The organism is Maribellus maritimus (assembly GCF_022267315.1).
Classification (GTDB): Bacteria; Bacteroidota; Bacteroidia; order Bacteroidales; family Prolixibacteraceae; genus Draconibacterium; species Draconibacterium maritimum.
Genome location: NZ_JAIKLE010000001.1, coordinates 458,931 through 476,259, shown reverse-complemented (window position 1 = coordinate 476,259; position 17,329 = coordinate 458,931). Strand labels below are relative to the sequence as shown.

Annotated in this window: 13 protein-coding genes; 5 read left to right on the top strand and 8 right to left on the bottom strand. The window is 38.9% G+C overall.

What is annotated here, in order from left to right:
* Window position 1 precedes the first annotated feature (1 nt).
* Complete coding sequence (locus K5G00_RS01955) at window positions 2–1,225, bottom strand: hypothetical protein (protein WP_238763849.1); 1,224 nt, start codon at window positions 1,223–1,225, stop codon at window positions 2–4.
* A 24-nt stretch (window positions 1,226–1,249) separates the two neighbouring features.
* Window positions 1,250–2,152, bottom strand: a complete 903-nt coding sequence (locus K5G00_RS01950) for a DMT family transporter (RefSeq protein WP_238763847.1) — start codon at window positions 2,150–2,152, stop codon at window positions 1,250–1,252.
* Window positions 2,153–2,341: 189 nt separating this feature from the next.
* Here K5G00_RS01950 and pgi point away from each other — a divergent pair, with 189 nt between their 5' ends.
* Window positions 2,342–3,988 (top strand): glucose-6-phosphate isomerase, encoded by a 1,647-nt coding sequence (gene pgi, locus K5G00_RS01945; RefSeq protein WP_238763845.1) that lies wholly within the window; start codon window positions 2,342–2,344, stop codon window positions 3,986–3,988.
* Between the two features lie 56 nt (window positions 3,989–4,044).
* On the opposite strand, the gene K5G00_RS01940 is transcribed toward pgi, so the two are convergent.
* The gene (locus K5G00_RS01940; protein WP_238763844.1) at window positions 4,045–5,376 is read right to left on the bottom strand and encodes a MutS-related protein; all 1,332 of its coding nucleotides are present in this window, start codon (window positions 5,374–5,376) and stop codon (window positions 4,045–4,047) included.
* A 138-nt stretch (window positions 5,377–5,514) separates the two neighbouring features.
* Window positions 5,515–6,513: an NAD(P)H-dependent glycerol-3-phosphate dehydrogenase gene (locus tag K5G00_RS01935; protein ID WP_238763841.1), complete on the bottom strand. Its 999-nt coding sequence runs from the start codon at window positions 6,511–6,513 to the stop codon at window positions 5,515–5,517.
* Between the two features lie 213 nt (window positions 6,514–6,726).
* Here K5G00_RS01935 and glpK point away from each other — a divergent pair, with 213 nt between their 5' ends.
* Genes glpK through K5G00_RS01915 form a run of 4 tightly spaced genes read left to right on the top strand, consistent with a single transcriptional unit; the run spans window position 6,727 to window position 10,845 of the window.
* Window positions 6,727–8,223 (top strand): glycerol kinase GlpK, encoded by a 1,497-nt coding sequence (glpK, locus tag K5G00_RS01930; protein ID WP_238763837.1) that lies wholly within the window; start codon window positions 6,727–6,729, stop codon window positions 8,221–8,223.
* A 31-nt stretch (window positions 8,224–8,254) separates the two neighbouring features.
* A complete protein-coding gene (locus tag K5G00_RS01925) occupies window positions 8,255–9,817 on the top strand; it encodes a glycerol-3-phosphate dehydrogenase/oxidase (RefSeq protein WP_238763834.1) in 1,563 nt (520 codons plus the stop codon).
* An 18-nt stretch (window positions 9,818–9,835) separates the two neighbouring features.
* On the top strand, window positions 9,836–10,585 hold the full coding sequence (locus K5G00_RS01920; protein ID WP_238763832.1) for an MIP/aquaporin family protein: 750 nt from the start codon (window positions 9,836–9,838) through the stop codon (window positions 10,583–10,585).
* A 17-nt stretch (window positions 10,586–10,602) separates the two neighbouring features.
* Window positions 10,603–10,845 (top strand): hypothetical protein, encoded by a 243-nt coding sequence (locus tag K5G00_RS01915; RefSeq protein ID WP_238763829.1) that lies wholly within the window; start codon window positions 10,603–10,605, stop codon window positions 10,843–10,845.
* 99 nt (window positions 10,846–10,944) lie between these two features.
* Here the strand turns inward: K5G00_RS01915 and K5G00_RS01910 are convergent, their stop codons facing one another.
* The 4 genes from K5G00_RS01910 to K5G00_RS01895 form a co-directional block, all read right to left on the bottom strand.
* A complete protein-coding gene (locus tag K5G00_RS01910) occupies window positions 10,945–12,576 on the bottom strand; it encodes a thiamine pyrophosphate-binding protein (RefSeq protein WP_238763826.1) in 1,632 nt (543 codons plus the stop codon).
* Between the two features lie 92 nt (window positions 12,577–12,668).
* A complete protein-coding gene (locus K5G00_RS01905; RefSeq protein ID WP_238763823.1) occupies window positions 12,669–13,922 on the bottom strand; it encodes a C1 family peptidase in 1,254 nt (417 codons plus the stop codon).
* Window positions 13,923–14,077: 155 nt separating this feature from the next.
* Window positions 14,078–14,578: a shikimate kinase gene (locus K5G00_RS01900; protein WP_238763822.1), complete on the bottom strand. Its 501-nt coding sequence runs from the start codon at window positions 14,576–14,578 to the stop codon at window positions 14,078–14,080.
* A 92-nt stretch (window positions 14,579–14,670) separates the two neighbouring features.
* Entirely contained in the window at window positions 14,671–17,325 is a 2,655-nt protein-coding gene (locus K5G00_RS01895) for a DNA gyrase/topoisomerase IV subunit A (RefSeq protein WP_238763820.1), read from the bottom strand.
* Between the last annotated feature and the right edge of the window lie 4 nt (window positions 17,326–17,329).

The window sequence follows — 17,329 nt, the reverse complement described above, 5'->3', positions numbered from 1 at the left end:
TTTAAACCAGAATATAGGCCCCGAATTGCGCTTCATTTGTTGCCTCGGTTAAAGCAAAAAAACCAGATTTGATTTTTTTTGATTTTATTTTTAAAGGATGTTTTTCTTCCATCTCAGTTTTGAATGAATAAAAACTTTTTCCCGGTTGGTAGTAAGTTCTGAAAATTCCCTTCTCTCCGGGGTAAATCAGTTTTTCAAGGTAAAGCGAAAGAAACCCCATATTTTGGCGCACATTAATTTCAAGACAAGGGTTTATTTTTAGTTGCTCCTTTTTATCTCTGAATAGTAACGTGTCGACACCAAAATTACCTTCGTAAAGTTGGCTTAGTTTACTGTTCTCAAGAATATTAATAAGCGGTTCAATAATAATTTCGGGAATTTCTGTTATAAAATTTTTGATTTCTTTTGAATAAGTATCGGGTAATCCGTTCAGAAGGTTACCCTGATATTGTCCCTTTTGATCTGTCCGGAAATTACTGATCCCCAGAAAAGAAACTTTCCCTTTTTTTACCTCAAACTGCAGCGCCATGTCAGCAACTTTGTCAAGGTAAGGTTCAACCAGTGTAAAGCCCTGATCGTTTACTATACCCAATAGTTTTTCCCAAACTTTTTCGTGAACAGGTGTTTTCGTGATGGGTTGTAAGCCACGGCCGGAACTGCTCCAAGGAGCTTTCACCATCAATCTGCCCCATCGTGAAATTAGTCTTTCAATTTCTTCCCTGCTTGTACAAATTTCAGGGAAAAGCTCTTCCTCAATAAATAAATCGGATTTAACTGTAGAAACCAATTGTTTTAAAATATGCAGTGCAAATCCTTTTGAATACAGTTTTCGGTGTTCCGGGTGCCAGTTTGAAACGGGAGATTGATTGAATTCTTCCGAACAGAAGGCTTTTAGCGGAGATAATAATTTGTGCGCAGCCGGACTCCATCCCCAGGGACTAAGCTTGTTAAAGGTTTCTTTTTTTGATTTGTCTGAATTTAGAATTTTTTTTCTCAAAACAAATTGAGGAAGTAAAATATCAACTTTACCCAACTGTTCAATAAATTCTTCTGATGGGAGCTTGTCAACTAAAATTAAATCCTTTGATTGGGCATAAAACATTGGCAGAGTTGCCAAATCTGATTCCATCTTTTGTAAAATCCGGTTGGGGTGCCACGATGCATTTCCGTTTGCCACTGCATATTCGCATGTTGGATTAAAAAGATATACATCAGGATGTTTCATTTCAATTGCCGGTTGTGTCAGTGACTATTTTCGGGTTTTTAAAACGCCTGCCTGGGCAAGAGTCATTATCAGCACACCAAAAACTGTAATTAATCCACCAGTCAACTGATGAGACAGCGGAATGGTTTTAAAAAATAAATAAGCGCCAATTAACACAAAAATGCCTTTTAAGCTTTGAACCACCGACGAGCGCGAAGCGTCAATAAAATGAAATGAATAATAAACAGTTAACACAGCCAGAAAGGGACCAAGAACTGCGCCGATAGCAATATTTTTTAGTGCTGAAACGGGAATGGCAAATGATTGTCGGGTTACAACAAATACTACAATTGAAAACGTAAGAAGCCAAACCGTTCTGTTCAGATTAATAAATTCGGGGCTTAGCTTTTTTACATGAACCTTAACAACGAGACTGGCCGTGGCTGCCAGTAAGGCATTCACAAAAACAATTCCTGTTCCGGCTATAAAAAAAGTTTTTAGCGTTGTTCCTCCCGTGTAACTGATAACAAAAGCTCCGCTTAGCGCTAAAACAGCACCGATAATTTCAATCCATCCAAATTTTTCTTTAAGTAGAAAAATGCCGCCGAGTGTTAGAAAAACCGGATACATATTTCCGAGGAAGGATGTAACTGCAGGATCAGGGATAATATTGATGGAAACAAAAAAAGTTGTGGTGGTGAGGATTTCAAGAATTCCAAGGATAACCAGAACCCGGATTTGTTTTTTACTGAGGGTTCTGATTTGCGAAAGCTTTTTATTTTTTGCTGCCATCAAAAAATTTAAAAAAGTTCCGATGGCAAACCAGTAGATTCCGAATTGTGCCAAATGTACCTCGTTTAAAGCAGCTTTACTAAAAATGTAAACATTGGAAAAGGCAAGTGTGGCAACCAGTGCAAAAAAATAGCCCATTAAAGTTTCCGATTTCATAAATATCTTTCAAAAGAAATTCGAAGCAAATGTACAAAAATGGAATAGAATTGGGTTGATTTAATTTCGCTTGTTCTTAATGGTAGATTAAGATTGAATGAGGAACGATCGACAATCTTTTTAAACAATTATCTTTGTAGTTAACAAGTATAAATTTGCTGAAATTATTTAAAAACAAGAATTTAAGATATGTTGCCAAAAATTAATCCGACTACTACTGAAGCCTGGAAAAAACTTGAAGACTATTTTGCCGGCTTCAAATCAACTCAAATTAAAGAGCTTTTTGCAGACGATATTGAACGTTTCCAAAAATATTCGCTAAAATTTGAGGATATTCTGGTTGATGTTTCCAAAAACCGCGTGGATGAAACCGTTCGTTCCCTTTTGGTGGAATTGGCTACCGAATGTGGATTGAAAGAAGCAATTGGAGGTATGTTTTCAGGCGAAAAAATAAATGCGACTGAAAATCGCGCAGTTTTGCACGTTGCCCTTCGAAACAGAAGCAATTCACCGATTATAGTTGACGGTAAAGATGTTATGCCCGAGGTAAATGTTGTTTTGGAGCAAATGAAAGTTTTTTCGGAAGAAATAATTTCCGGAAAATGGAAAGGTTACACAGGAAAATCGATTACTGATGTTGTAAATATCGGGATTGGTGGTTCTGATCTTGGTCCCTTGATGGTTACAGAGGCTTTGAAACCCTATAAAAATCATTTGAATTTGCATTTTGTTTCCAACGTTGACGGAACGCACATTGCGGAAACATTGAAGAAAGTTGATCCGGAGACTACGTTATTTATTGTGGCTTCAAAAACATTTACTACGCAGGAAACCATGACCAATGCAAACTCTGCAAAAAATTGGTTCCTCGATTCAGCCAGAGAAATAACCCAGGTTGCCAAACATTTTGTTGCCGTTTCTACCAATGCGGAAGAAGTTGCCAAATTTGGAATTGACACAAAAAATATGTTCCGTTTCTGGAATTGGGTAGGTGGCCGTTATTCGCTGTGGTCAGCTATTGGTCTTTCCATTGTTTTGGGAATTGGTTATGAAAATTACATTGAGCTTTTGGAAGGTGCTCATGCTATGGATAATCATTTTAAAGAAGCTGCTTTTGATAAGAATGTTCCCGTAATTCTGGCACTGATTGGGATTTGGTACAATAATTTTTATGGAGCGGAAAGTGAAGCTATTCTTCCCTACGACCAGTATATGAACCGTTTTGCCGCTTATTTCCAACAGGGGAATATGGAAAGTAACGGAAAATATGTTGACCGCGAAGGAAAACAGGTAAGCTACCAAACCGGCCCGATTATTTGGGGTGAGCCCGGAACAAACGGACAACACGCTTTTTATCAGCTCATTCATCAGGGAACGAAGTTGATTCCCTGTGATTTTATAGCTGCAGCAATCAATCACAATCAGGTTAGCGATCATCATCCAAAATTATTGGCCAATTTCTTTGCACAGACTGAAGCTATGATGGTTGGGAAGACTGAAAAACAGGTAATTGAGGAGTTAGTTGCTGCAGGCAAATCGGAAGCTGAAATTGCAGCTTTATTGCCGTTTAAGGTTTTCCTCGGAAACATTCCAACCAATTCATTCCTGGTTAAAAAATTAACACCAAGAACATTGGGGTCCTTAATTGCGATGTACGAACATAAGATATTTGTACAAGGAGTTATCTGGAATATATACAGTTTCGATCAGTGGGGTGTTGAACTTGGTAAACAGCTCGCAAATCGTATTTTACCGGAATTGCTGAGTGACGACCCGGTTATCGGACACGATTCGTCAACGAACGGATTAATAAATGCATATAAAGAAATGAGATAAGATTATGTAAGTTTTTTTAGGAAAAGGGTGGTGATTTTGAAATTGTCGCCCTTTTTTTATTCTGTTTCTGTTACTGATTTTAGAATCTCAATTATTTTTTCATTTTTTATTATCTGTAAACCCAGTCTGTCAAAGCAAACTCCCTTTATAATCTTGTAATCGTAAACAGGAGTTTCATTCTCAAGTTTTGAATTAAAAAAGCGGTATAAGATCGTATCAAGATGTTCTATTTCATTGGCAATTTCAGAGATGTGGGTGGAAATACAAAAGAACGACTTTTGAATTTTTGCAAACGAGAGTATTATTAAAAGAGACGCATCAAACGCATCTTTTACGTTTGTTCCTCTGAATAGTTCATCAAAAATTACAAACACCTTCTTTTTATCTTTAATTACTTGTGCAGTTTCTTTTACTCGTTTTACTTCGCTGTAAAAATGACTGTAGCCTTTTCCAATATTATCCGAAAGATTGATGGTTGTGATAATCCCGTTAAAAACTGTGGTTTTGTACGTTTTTGCAGGAACAGGAAAACCGAGATGTGAAAGATAGACTGACAAGCCGAGCGATTTTAGAAAAGTTGATTTTCCCGCCATATTAGGTCCTGTTAGAAAACAAAGATTGTTTTTGTCTTCAGTTTTAAAATCGTAAGGAACAGCGTTCTCCACCAGAGGGTGGTATAGACCGGAAATTAAAAGATGTGGTTTTTCTTCTTCCAAGTATTCGGGGAATGTAAAATTTTTATTTTTGGCTGTGTTCGCAACAGATATTAACACATCGAGTAGATACAAGGATTGAAGCATTTCCTGAATTTCATCTTTTAAATTTTTTCTAAATATGTTGTCAAGGCGGCCCAATTGCAGCGGTGTTATTTTTATTTTGTAACCAGAGTATTTTTTTATTTTCGGGTTTTTAGTCAGTGTCTCAATTTGGTTAAAAATTGATACAATTTGGAGTGGTAATGTTTCTGTCTCAACTTCAAATATTTTCTTTTGAAGATGAGTAAACAGGTACAATAAATTTTGAACACCCAGCATGATAATGTAATAGTGGTTGCTGGGCTTTATTTTATAAGATAAATTTTGAAGCAGGGCGTCAAGAAAATTATTCTTCAGAGGAGCAATATTTAACCGAAGATAATGCTCAATATATTCAAACTGGCTGTGATTTATTTTGAGTTCAAAGTTGGTGTCGTAACAAAAACGGATAGCATTAGCTCTTTCCTTTAGCTGGTTTAATTCGTTTAGCGGAGAACGCATCAGTTTATTTAAAACCTTTCTTCCTCCTGCAGTTTTACAGGAATTGTACAGTTCAAAAATGTAGCTTCTGCTTTTGTCCTTTCCGAATAACTCAAGGTCATTGATGGTTTGGCTATCAACTTCAAAACTCATATCGGTTGATTTTAATACGACGTATGGCGGATTATTTTTCTAAAAATAGAAATAAGAATTCACTTGTCTGTACAACAAGGCGTTAATAAAAGCAAAAAGATGATAAAAACAGCTGAGTTAACAGGTGATATAGGTTTTTTAGCTGAGCTGATGAGTTAATTTCTCCATCTCGCGTTTTGGAGAAGCGTTTTCGTAGAGAATTTTATACACCATGTCAGAAATGGGCATGTGTGCTTTGTATTTTCGGTTAATTTCATAAATAGAGCGTGAAGCATAGTAGCCCTCAGCAATCATGTTCATATCCAAAATCGCGTTTTTTATGGAGTAGCCTTTGCCAATCATGGTCCCGAAAGTTCTGTTTCGGCTGAATTGTGAATAAACAGTTACCATCAAATCGCCTAAATATGCCGAGTCTTTTATGTCGCGCGAAATAGGGTGAACAGCATCTACAAATCGTTTAATTTCCTGAATGGAGTTGGCAACCATCGCTGCCTGAAAATTGTCGCCGTAACGTAAGCCGTGAGCGATTCCCGCACCGATGGCAATTATATTTTTAATTACAGACGCGTATTCTGTTCCCCAGATATCATCGGAAACCGATGTGAAAATGTATTCACTTTGAATAAGTTGCGCAAAATTGCTTGCTTTTTCTTCATCTAAACTTGCAACCGTTAAATAGGATAATTTTTCCAATGCTACTTCTTCCGCATGACATGGCCCTGCGATAACACCCATTTTTTCCAGAGGTACATTAAAATATTTATTTAAATATTCCACCACAAGATAATTCTCCCTGGAAACAATTCCTTTAATTCCTGAAAGAATGTATTTTTCGCTTATATCGATCGGCGTACCGCTAAGAATTTGCGGTAAAAATGCAGAAGGAATGGCCAACACCAGAATGTCGGAAGCTTTAATAATTTCATTTATATTGCTAAAAAAGTGAATTCGGTCAGTTTCGAACTCTGCACTTTGAAGATATCTGGGATTATTTCCCTGTTTTTTGAACTGTTTAATGGTATCTTCTTTTCGGAAAAACCAATTGATTTCTTTAACATTTTCAAGCAACATTTTTGCTATCGCTGTAGCCCAACTTCCGCTTCCAATTACAGCAACTTTGTCTCGTTTTATATTCATTCTTTATGAGTTTCGGCGGGCAAAAGTAAAAAGTTTATCAGGAATCAGGCAATGATTTTTAAATAGGATATGTTTTTCATTTTTATAACGTTGATTGAAAAGCTGTCGGTAAATTGTTTTGAAGATGCTGTAAAATATTCCTTGAGTTTGCTTTTAAAGTTGTAAATTCAGGAGCAATTATTATTAACAGGATTTCTAATTAAACCTAATTTTATGCAAAAATATATTCTTTCGCTCGATGCAGGAACAACCAGCAGCCGGGCCATTTTATTTAATCATTCAGGCGAAATAGTTAATGTTGCCCAGCAAGAGTTTGAACAGATTTATCCACAGGCAGGATGGGTGGAACATAATCCTGAAACCATTTGGGAAACACAGCTGAAAGTAGCAAGGGAAGTTATTCAAAAACAGGGAATTTTAGCTTCTGAAATTGCAGGGATAGGAATCACAAATCAACGTGAGACTGCCATTGTTTGGAATAGGGAAACCGGTAAACCTGTTTACAATGCAATTGTGTGGCAAGACAGAAGAACTTCCGGAATATGCGACAATTTGAAGTCGAAAGGACTGGAACCGTTGATAGCCGGAAAAACAGGATTGGTAATTGATGCTTATTTTTCAGGGACAAAAATTAAATGGATTCTCGACAACGTGGAGGGTGCCCGTGACCTTGCAAAACAGGGGAAGCTTGCGTTTGGGACGGTGGACACCTGGCTTATCTGGAAATTGACTGGAGGAGATCTTCATGTAACCGATGTAACCAATGCCAGCCGAACTTTAATCTACAATATTCATGACTTAAAGTGGGATCAGGAATTGCTCGAAATTCTTGATATTCCAGCGGGAATTCTTCCTGAAGTAAAACCAAGTAGCGAGGTTTACGGAAATACATTTGGTGAGATTTTTGACAAAGAAATCCCAATTGCCGGGATTGCGGGCGACCAGCAGGCAGCTTTATTTGGCCAGATGTGTGTTGAAAAGGGAATGGTGAAAAATACTTACGGAACCGGGTGTTTTGTAGTAATGAATACGGGTGAAAAACCGATTGTATCAAAACATAAATTGTTAACGACCATTGGCTGGCAAATTGGCGATAAAGTTACTTATGCACTTGAAGGTAGCATTTTTATTGGTGGTGCAGTAGTGCAATGGTTACGCGATCAGTTGGGGATTATAAAATCCTCATCCGAGATTGAAGCTCTTGCCCGAGAAGTGGACGATAATGGAGGAGTATCGTTCGTACAGGGATTTGTTGGTCTGGGGGCACCACACTGGGATCAATATGCGACTGGAGCAATAATTGGTTTAAGCCGTGGAACAGGAAAGGCTCACATAGCCCGCGCTGCTCTTGAAGCCATTGCATTCAGGTCAATGGAAGTGATTGAGACCATGGTAAAAGATTCAGAAATAGAACTAAATGAACTCCGTGTAGATGGAGGAGCTGCCGTGAATGATTTATTGATGCAAATTCAGAGCGATTCGATCGATACAAAGGTTGTTCGGCCCAGAGTTACGGAAACTACGGCACTGGGAGCTGCGTATCTGGCAGGACTGGCAACAGGATTCTGGAACAGCGTTGATGAAGTAAAAAAACAATGGCAGGTAGATAAAATTTTTGAACCGGTTGAGGATAAAACGGTAATAAAAAGAGTTATCAAAAATTGGTCGAAAGCAGTTGAGCGAAGTAAAAAATGGTACGAAACACATTAATTGGTAATCTAATTCACCCAAAGAATTAAAGATGAAAAGGGAAAAGATTTTAAAAAAAATAAAAAAGAGCTCCTGGGATATTGTAATAATCGGAGGAGGGGCGACCGGGCTGGGTTGCTCAGTTGACGCAGCCTCTAGAGGATATAAAACTTTGTTGCTGGAACAGGTAGATTTTGCAAAAGGTACATCAAGCAGAAGTACAAAATTGGTTCATGGAGGTGTTCGTTATCTTCAGCAGGGGGATGTTTCTTTGGTTTTTGAAGCTCTAAAAGAGCGTGGTTTGATGTTCAAAAATGCACCACATTTGGTTACTAACCAGTCGTTTGTTATTCCAACTTACGATTGGTGGGGCGGCCCGTTTTACACGGTCGGATTAAAAGTGTATGATCTGATGGCCGGTAAGCTCGGGTTGGGGCCGTCTAAGCACTTATCACTTGAAGAGGCAATCAAAGCTCTTCCAACAGTGGAGCAAGACGGTTTAAAAGGTGGAGTGATTTATCAGGACGGACAGTTTGATGACTCAAGAATGGCCATAAGTCTGGCGCAAACCTGTATTGATTATGGCGGAACAGTTTTAAACTATTGCAAGGTTACAAAGCTGGTTAAAGATGGCGAACTGATTTCGGGTGTTGTAGCGGTTGACCAGGAAAGTGGGGAGGAGATGAAAATACAGGCAAAAGTAGTAATTAATGCAACCGGGGTTTTTGCCGATGAAATTATTCAGATGGATGAACCGGAAAAAAAGGATATGATTACACCAAGTCAGGGAATTCACTTGATTCTCGATAAAGAGTTTTTACCTAATAATTATGCGATTATGGTTCCGCATACCTCTGATGGAAGAGTGATGTTTGCTGTTCCCTGGCATAATCATGTGGTCGTTGGTACCACTGATACGCTTGTTAAAAATCATTCCCTTGAACCTGTTGCTCTCGAGTCAGAGGTTGATTTTGTTTTGGAAACTGCAGGACAATATCTGGTGAAACAGCCAACACGGAAAGATGTATTGAGCGTATTTGCAGGATTACGTCCCCTGGCAAAGCCTGACGGAGAGAAAAAAGCAACCAAGGAAATTTCTCGTGGTCACAAAATTCTGATTTCGGTTTCGGGATTAATCACTATTATCGGCGGGAAATGGACGACTTACAGAAAAATGGCTGAAGATACAATTGAAAAAGCAATTATGCTGGGAGGTTTGCCAGAGAGAGAATGTGTGACACGACATTTACCCGTTCACGGTTACCGGATGGACATCGATCCGTATAACGATCCGCTTGCTCCATACGGTTTGGAAAAAGAGGAAGTTATTGCTTTGGGGGAAGAGGAAGACGCCTGGAGCGGATGGTTGAGCGAAAAATTGCAGATTTTGAAATCACAGGTTGTATGGGCGGTACAAAAAGAGTTGGCAAGAACGGTAGAAGATGTACTCGCACGCCGCACTCGTGCTTTGTTTCTAGATGCCCGTGAAAGTATCCGGATTGCTCCGGAAGTAGCTCAATTAATGGCAAAGGAACTCAATCGTGACGAGAAATGGATTGCTGACCAAATACAAGTTTATAAGGCAGTGGCAAAGAACTATTATTTTGAAGACTAAGATTAAAACCAATAAATTATGACAGAACTTTTTGGAGAATTCCTGGGCACATTTATTCTGATTCTTTTGGGAAATGGAGTTGTCGCCAATGTAAATCTCGATAAAACACACAGTAAGGGAGCAGGCTGGATTGTGATTACAGCAGGCTGGGGAATGGCGGTTTTTGTGGCGGTACTGGCTACTGCCGATATCAGCGGCGCTCACTTAAATCCTGCCGTAACACTTGGGTTGGCATTTAGTGGCCTGTTCGAATGGATAAAAGTATTCCCGTTTATTCTCGCTCAAATCCTGGGAGCAATGTTTGGCGCAACAGTGGTTTATCTGTTTTTTAAAAATCATTTTGATATTACAACCGAGCCAGGGGCAAAGAAAGCTTGTTTTTGTACCGCGCCTGCTATTCGAAGTTATGGAAGCAATTTTTTTTCTGAAGTGATCGGAACCTTTGTGCTTGTGCTTGCTGTTTTGCTCATAACTCTGCCTCAGCTTGACTATGTAAGCCTGGGAAGTGATAAAGTGGGTATGGGATCGCTGGGGGCGTTGCCGGTTGCTTTGGTGGTTTTTTCCATCGGTATGAGTTTAGGCGGAACTACCGGATATGCAATCAATCCGGCACGTGATTTTGGACCGAGGATAGTTCATACTTTATTGCCGCTCAAAGCAAAAGATGACAATGACTGGAGTTATTTTTGGGTTCCGTTTTTTGGCCCTGTTGCCGGGGCAGGATTGGCTGCTTTAGTTTATTTAATTATCAATCTTATGATAAACTAAAACATATTCTGCTATTTTTGGGTTTAATAAAAAAGAAACTAATACTTACGAACATGGATAATAAAATTAGTGACAGCTCAATTCGCTTGCGGGAGATGATTGAAAAAGCAATCGAAGATCATAAAATTACGCGCGATGAATATGATAAGATTATTCATATCGCAACCGAGGATGGTCATATCGACAGACACGAACAGGCGTTGCTGAGCGAACTTCAGCAAATGATTGAAGACAAGATGGTAAAATTTGTGATGAAATAGATTTTGAAATTGAATAGCAGAAAAGGATTTCTGAATTACAGAAGTCCTTTTTTATTTTCAATATTTTGTGTTTGAATATTGTTGTTTACAGAATAAATTCTATTTATTGGGTTTTAGTACAAATTTTTTGTATTCATCTCCGTCTGCCACCGCTTCAATTACTGTCGGTCCATTTGCTATAAAAGCTTTTTGAAGCGCATTTTTATATTCCTTTTGATTCCTGATGCGAATCACCGGAACGCCAAAATAATGATTGGTCGCTTCTTCAGAAAGCATGTCGAGTGGAGTTCCGTAATCAGTCGCAAAATTCTTCTTTTCCTGTTTTATTTTGATAAGTGATAAACTGTTGTCGTAAATCACGATAAATACAATTTTTAAATTGAGCCGTTTGGCAGTAGCAAGTTCCCCTGCATTCATCAGAAAACCGCCATCTCCGGTCACGCATGCAACCTCCAGTCCCGGATGACAAAGTTTTGCAGCCAGTGCAGCCGGAATGCCAAATCCCATTGACGACCAGCCATTAGTTATAAGTAGTTTTTCAGGAGAAGGCGTTTGCCACATTTGGCCAATCAAATGTAAATGTGCGCCCACGTCAACTGTTAAAATGCCATTTTCAGGAAGTGTATTTCGCAATTCTGTTACAATATTTAATGGCCCGAAATGATTGGGTTGAGGTGTGAGTGCATGGAAAAGTATATTTTTCCGAATTTGAAGATTTTTCAGATTCCACGTGTTTTGAATCTGTTTATAATTTGAAAATTGTGGGATGGAAGTTTTAAGTTCCCCCAAAATATTTACCACTTTTCCGGTTTGAGTTATATCAACGTCGGCTTCTTTTTCATCAAAATGAATTAGCGGAACCTTGGGCATCCAGTCTTCATAATTGAACTCTACCGGATCGTAACCAATTCCAATAACGAGGTCGGCCTGTTGGTAGGTTAACGCAACTTTATCAGATAAAGCATGAAAAAGAACTCCTGCATACAAGAGATGTTTTTCCGCAAACATTCCCTTTGCCATCGGAGTCAACACAACAGGAAGATGAAATCTTTCAGCGAGTTGCAACAACAGCGGTTTGATGTCAGCGCGCACAGCACTTAATCCAACAGCCAGAATTGGTTTCTCTGCTTTCAAAAAAAGCATCTTTGCCTCTTGTATTGATTCATCCGGTGTTTTTTGAGAAAGATCTTTTTTTAGCTGCAAATAGTTGACATCCACTTCTGTTTCTCGAATTTCAGTTTGTCCAATTCCCGCCGGAACGCCAACATGCACCGGCCCGGGATATTCAGAAATGGCAATTCCTGCCGCTTTTAAAATAATTTCCCGAACATTTTCAGTATTAAAACGAGTGGTGTGTTTTGTAATTGGCTTAAAAAGTTGTTGATGATCGATGTTCATTTGAACGGTTCGGTGAAGTAGATTTTCAGGCATTTCATCGGTGAACGCAATCATTGGAAAACGATCGAGAAATGCACCTCCAACTCCCGTACTCAAATTGGTGGCTCCCGGTCCGAAAGTGCCAAAACACACACCCGGAACTCCTGTTAACCGGCCAACAGCACCGGCCATAAATGCGGCAGTAGTTTCGTGCCCGACCAAAATAAAATCGATATTTTCTTCTTCTCGGAGCGCTTTAATATAGTCAATCATATTTCCGCTGGGAACGCCAAAAACATATCGAACTCCGATTTCTTTTAAGGTCTGTGCAAATTGTCGGGCAACCGTCGCCATATTTTTTTAATTAGGTTTTGTAAGTTACCAATATTGGTGTAAAAGAAAAAGGTTCCCGATGAAAGAACCTTTTTCAAGAAGATCGAAATGTTTTATTTAAAATTTTTCAGAATTTCCTGAACGGCATCTTTGTGAATAGTGAAATCCATCATTTTTAGTTTGATGTAATCTTCGCTAAAGAAATAGTAGCCAAAGTTTGGATTGTCTTCTCCCACGTTGCGAGAACCTGAACTTGAGTCTTTGATCAGGTACCAGTCTTTTCCGGTGTCTTTGTAGTTTTCCAGAATTCCAATCAGATGCATTCCGTGGTCATCGGTGGTTGTGCCGTTTGAAAAACGGAACTGTCGCGCATCTTCATTAATGTATTCTGAAGGAATATCGTAATCCGGAATAATGGCGCAGTTTGTTTCGCGGCTAAAACCGGTTTCCGAAACATCGCCGCCAATAGAAACGGAATATCCTTTTTTCACTGCTTCTTTCAGCGCTTTCATAAATACATCAAGCGGAACATTGTAATAATCTTTGTTGTGCCACCAGTTATCGGGTACTTTGTATTCTACTTTTTCCCAGTAAGGTTCCTGTTTGTACGAAATGATTTCAACAAAATTGTTTGGATCCAGTTTCAGGTAATCTTTTAAATAGGTTTTTGGCGTGTATCTTTTCCCGTCAATAGTAAATTCAACTGGCGGTTCGCCAATGTAGTGTTTCATAATGTCTTTAATGGTTGCCAGTCCGTATTCCATATTCCAGGAGTTCGATTCTTTCATGGATTTGAGGAAACTTGACATTTCGTCCATCATTTTTGCGTGGGTGTGAAATTTGCGGCCATGCAGCAAACCGGTGTATGCACTTTCAGGAACAGCGCCGTACATTTCCATAATCCGGGCAACAGCATTTCCTTCAGAACCTTCACTAAAATGGGAGTCGCCTCGTTTTTCAATAAAACGGCGCGCTTTTTCAACATACTCCCAATACACCGTGTACATTTCCGAAAGTTTTACTTCTTTGCCGGTTTGTCTGTAAATTTCCGCTTCATAAAACGACGAGGTTGAAAAGCACCAGCATGTTCCTCCGTTTCCCTGCGAAATAGTGGGTTGGCACCAAACTGTTTGATACAAACTCTTGTCGTTGGGTAAATCAAGCCCCGACTGATCCATTACAAATCTTTTGTAGGGTTCTTTTTCCTCCAGTTTATCTTCAACTGCGTTTACATCTTTTAAAATCGATTCATAATAAAACCCTTTGCCTTGTTCTACAACTTCGAGTTTTCCTTTGTCTTCATTTTTTTGGGCCATTGTACCAAAGGCAATCAACAACCCCATCAATGCTAAAAAATTCCGTTTCATAAATATTTTTTGTTGAATAAGTCAAATTTTAAACGCAATGCAACCAAAACTTTGATTGAGATAAAATATATTTTTTGAAGCCGAAAAGTTAGTTTTAATTTGTGAAGAAACGGATGACGATCGTCAGTAAATAAAGAGGGAAAGGAAGCGTAAAATCATTCTTCCAGCATTTTCATTACATAATCCAAATCAATGTCGGGTTCGGAGATCTGGTATTGAGCCTGTGTATAAAATTCGTTTCTTTTTTTGAGTGTTTCATCAATAAAAACAACCAATTCATCGCGCGATTTGCCTTTGATAAGAGGACGTTCTGTTTTCGATTTTAAAAGGCGATCGGCCAGAATGCCCGGAGCAATATTCATATACATTGTTTTTCCGGTTTTGTTCATTAGGTCGATATTATCAAAAAAGCAGGGTGCGCCGCCACCGGTAGCAATTATAATATTCGTAAACTCCGAGAGTTCCTGTAATGCTTTTTGTTCTTTTTTGCGAAATTCTGCCTCTCCATCCTCAGCAAAAATTTGAGGTATTGTTTTACAGTTTCGTTCTTCAATGTAGTGGTCCATATCCACAAACTGCAGGCCGGTGTGTTTTGAAAGTCTTCTCCCTAACGTTGACTTTCCGCATCCCATGTAACCAATCAGGTATATTCTCATAATTCTTGAAAAACGTAAAAATACAAAGTGAATCGGAGATTGGCAAAAATAAAAAAGGACGCTGGTTTTGCGTCCTGCTATATGTTATTCATTTAGAAAAGTGACATCTGATTAGGATTTTCCTCCTCGTCGTCATCTTTTTTTGGTCTTTTTATTTCAAAAGGAACATCATCAAAACCTTTCTTTTCTTCCGGCTCTTCCTCTTCCGGCTTGTCGTCTTCATCTTTTATTATGGGCTCCAGTTCTTTGATGTTGTCTACATGATAATTGGAGAGTCGTTTCCCTTTAGCTTTCCATGATTTAACGCCAATAAATTCAGCAACTTCGATAATTTCATTTTCGCGTTCCGAGTTTTTACCCCCAAATTCAAGTTCCAGTCTCGGGTAACGAACCCAGGTGATGCTTACCAGTTTATTATCAGGATTATCGCCAACAAAACGATACAATTTTCCTTCTGCTTCTTCTATTTCAAAACGTTTTACATAGTAGTACTGCATTTCAGCGTCAAAATAAACAGCCGACAGTACTTTTCCTGAATCAAATTTTTCAATACAAAGAATGTCGTCATCAAAATGGTTACTCAAGTCGTAGTTGTATAGCTGGTATTCTCCTTTTTTGTATAGAACGAGAATTTTATCTTCGCCGGAAAATTCACCCAAATATTTTCCGCGTTTATCCGCATTTAATCGAAGCACGTCTTCATCGAACCAGATTTTGCGTCCTCCCAGTGTTGATACGCCTTTTTCTTTTAGGTTAATTTTGTGGACATCGTGTTTGGTGAGAAGATTTCCCATCGACTGGCGACCTTTTATAGCCAGTTCTCCCAAATCAACTTCAAAATGTAATTTTTTTAAACGCGGCTTGGGTTTTAAAATTACTTTCAGAACTTCGGCTTCGCCATTTGGATTCGCCGAGAAATAAGCAATGCGCGAACCTTTTGAACCTTTTGTTACATCGTATTCTTTGTCACGGGTAACTCCCGTAACAGAAAAACGTTTCATGTAGAAATTGCCTGATTTCCCATCTTTATAAACCACATTGTAAATGGTTCTTTTGTCATTCTTTTTGAAAACTGCAATGTGTAACGGATTTTTATCGATAAAAGCTTTGTCTGAAACTTTGGTTATAAAATAGGTGCCGTCGCGTCTGAAAACAATAATATCGTCAATATCGGAGCAATCGCAGATATATTCGGCTTTTTTCAGTCCGGTTCCCATAAAACCTTCTTTCCGGTCGATATAAAGCTTTTCGTTTTTTACCACAACTTTTGATGCTTCAATATTTTCAAAACTTCGGATTTCTGTTTTACGTTCACGTCCTTTTCCATATTTGTTTTTCAAATGGCTAAACCATTTAATGGTATAAGGAATAATGTTTTCAATATTATTAACAACATCGGCAATTTCATCTTCGATAGCACGCAATAAATCCTCAGCTTTGTCTTTGTTGAATTTAAGGATACGAGCCATTCTGATTTCCATCAGTTTTAAAATATCTTCGCGGGTAACTTCGCGTTTTAGCTTTGGCTTCCAGGGATCCAGTCTTTTGTCGATGTGCGCAATCGCCTGGTCCATGTTTTCCGAATCTTCAAATTTTTTGTCTTTGTATATGCGTTCTTCAATAAATATTTTTTCCAGCGAAGAAAAATGCCATGCTTCTTCCAGTTCGGCCTTTTTTATCTCCAGCTCCATTTTCAGCAAATCCACTGTGCTGTCAGCCGATCTTTTCAGAATTTCCTTTACCCCAATAAAAAGAGGTTTGTCGTTCTCGATAATACATGCATTGGGTGAAAGTGAAACTTCACAATCGGTAAAAGCATACAATGCATCAATGGTCTTGTCGGAAGAAACGCCTGAAGCCAGGTGAACAAGGATTTCAACATCCTGGGCTGTGTTGTCGTCAATCTTTTTTATTTTGATTTTTCCCTTGTCATTTGCTTTAATTATCGACTCGATTAAAGTTGTAGTCGTTTTTCCATATGGAATTTCTGTAATAACAAGGGTTTTGTTATCGAGTTTTTCGATTTTTGCCCGAACTTTAACCGAACCGCCTCTTAAACCATCGTTGTACTTACTGAAATCTGCCATACCTGCGGTTGGAAAGTCGGGGACGATTTCAAAGTCCTGCTTACGGAGGTAGGCAATGGATGCATCGATAAGTTCGTTAAAGTTATGAGGGAAAAGTTTTGAAGCCAGACCAACAGCAATCCCATCTACTCCCTGTGCCAGAAGCAAAGGAAATTTTACAGGAAGAGTAAGTGGTTCTCTTTTTCGTCCGTCGTAAGAAAGTTTCCACTCTGTAGTTTTCGGATTAAAAAGAACTTCCAAAGCAAATTTTGAAAGACGGGCCTCAATGTAACGGGCAGCTGCGGCTCCGTCACCTGTAAGGATATTCCCCCAGTTTCCCTGAGCATCAATCAATAAGTCTTTTTGCCCCAGTTGAACAATGGCATCGGCAATCGATGCATCGCCATGTGGGTGATATTGCATGGTTTGCCCGATAATGTTGGCTACTTTGTTGTAGCGGCCATCGTCCATTTCGCGCATTGCATGCATAATTCGACGCTGCACCGGTTTTAGTCCGTCGTTTATATAAGGAACGGCACGTTCCAAAATTACATAAGATGCATAGTCGAGAAACCAGTTGCGATACATCCCCGGCAAATAGGTAATTTCCTCTTTGATGTTATCGTCCCGGAGTTCCTCTTCATTTATATTTTCTTCTGACATTCCCTCTTTTTCGTCCATACTG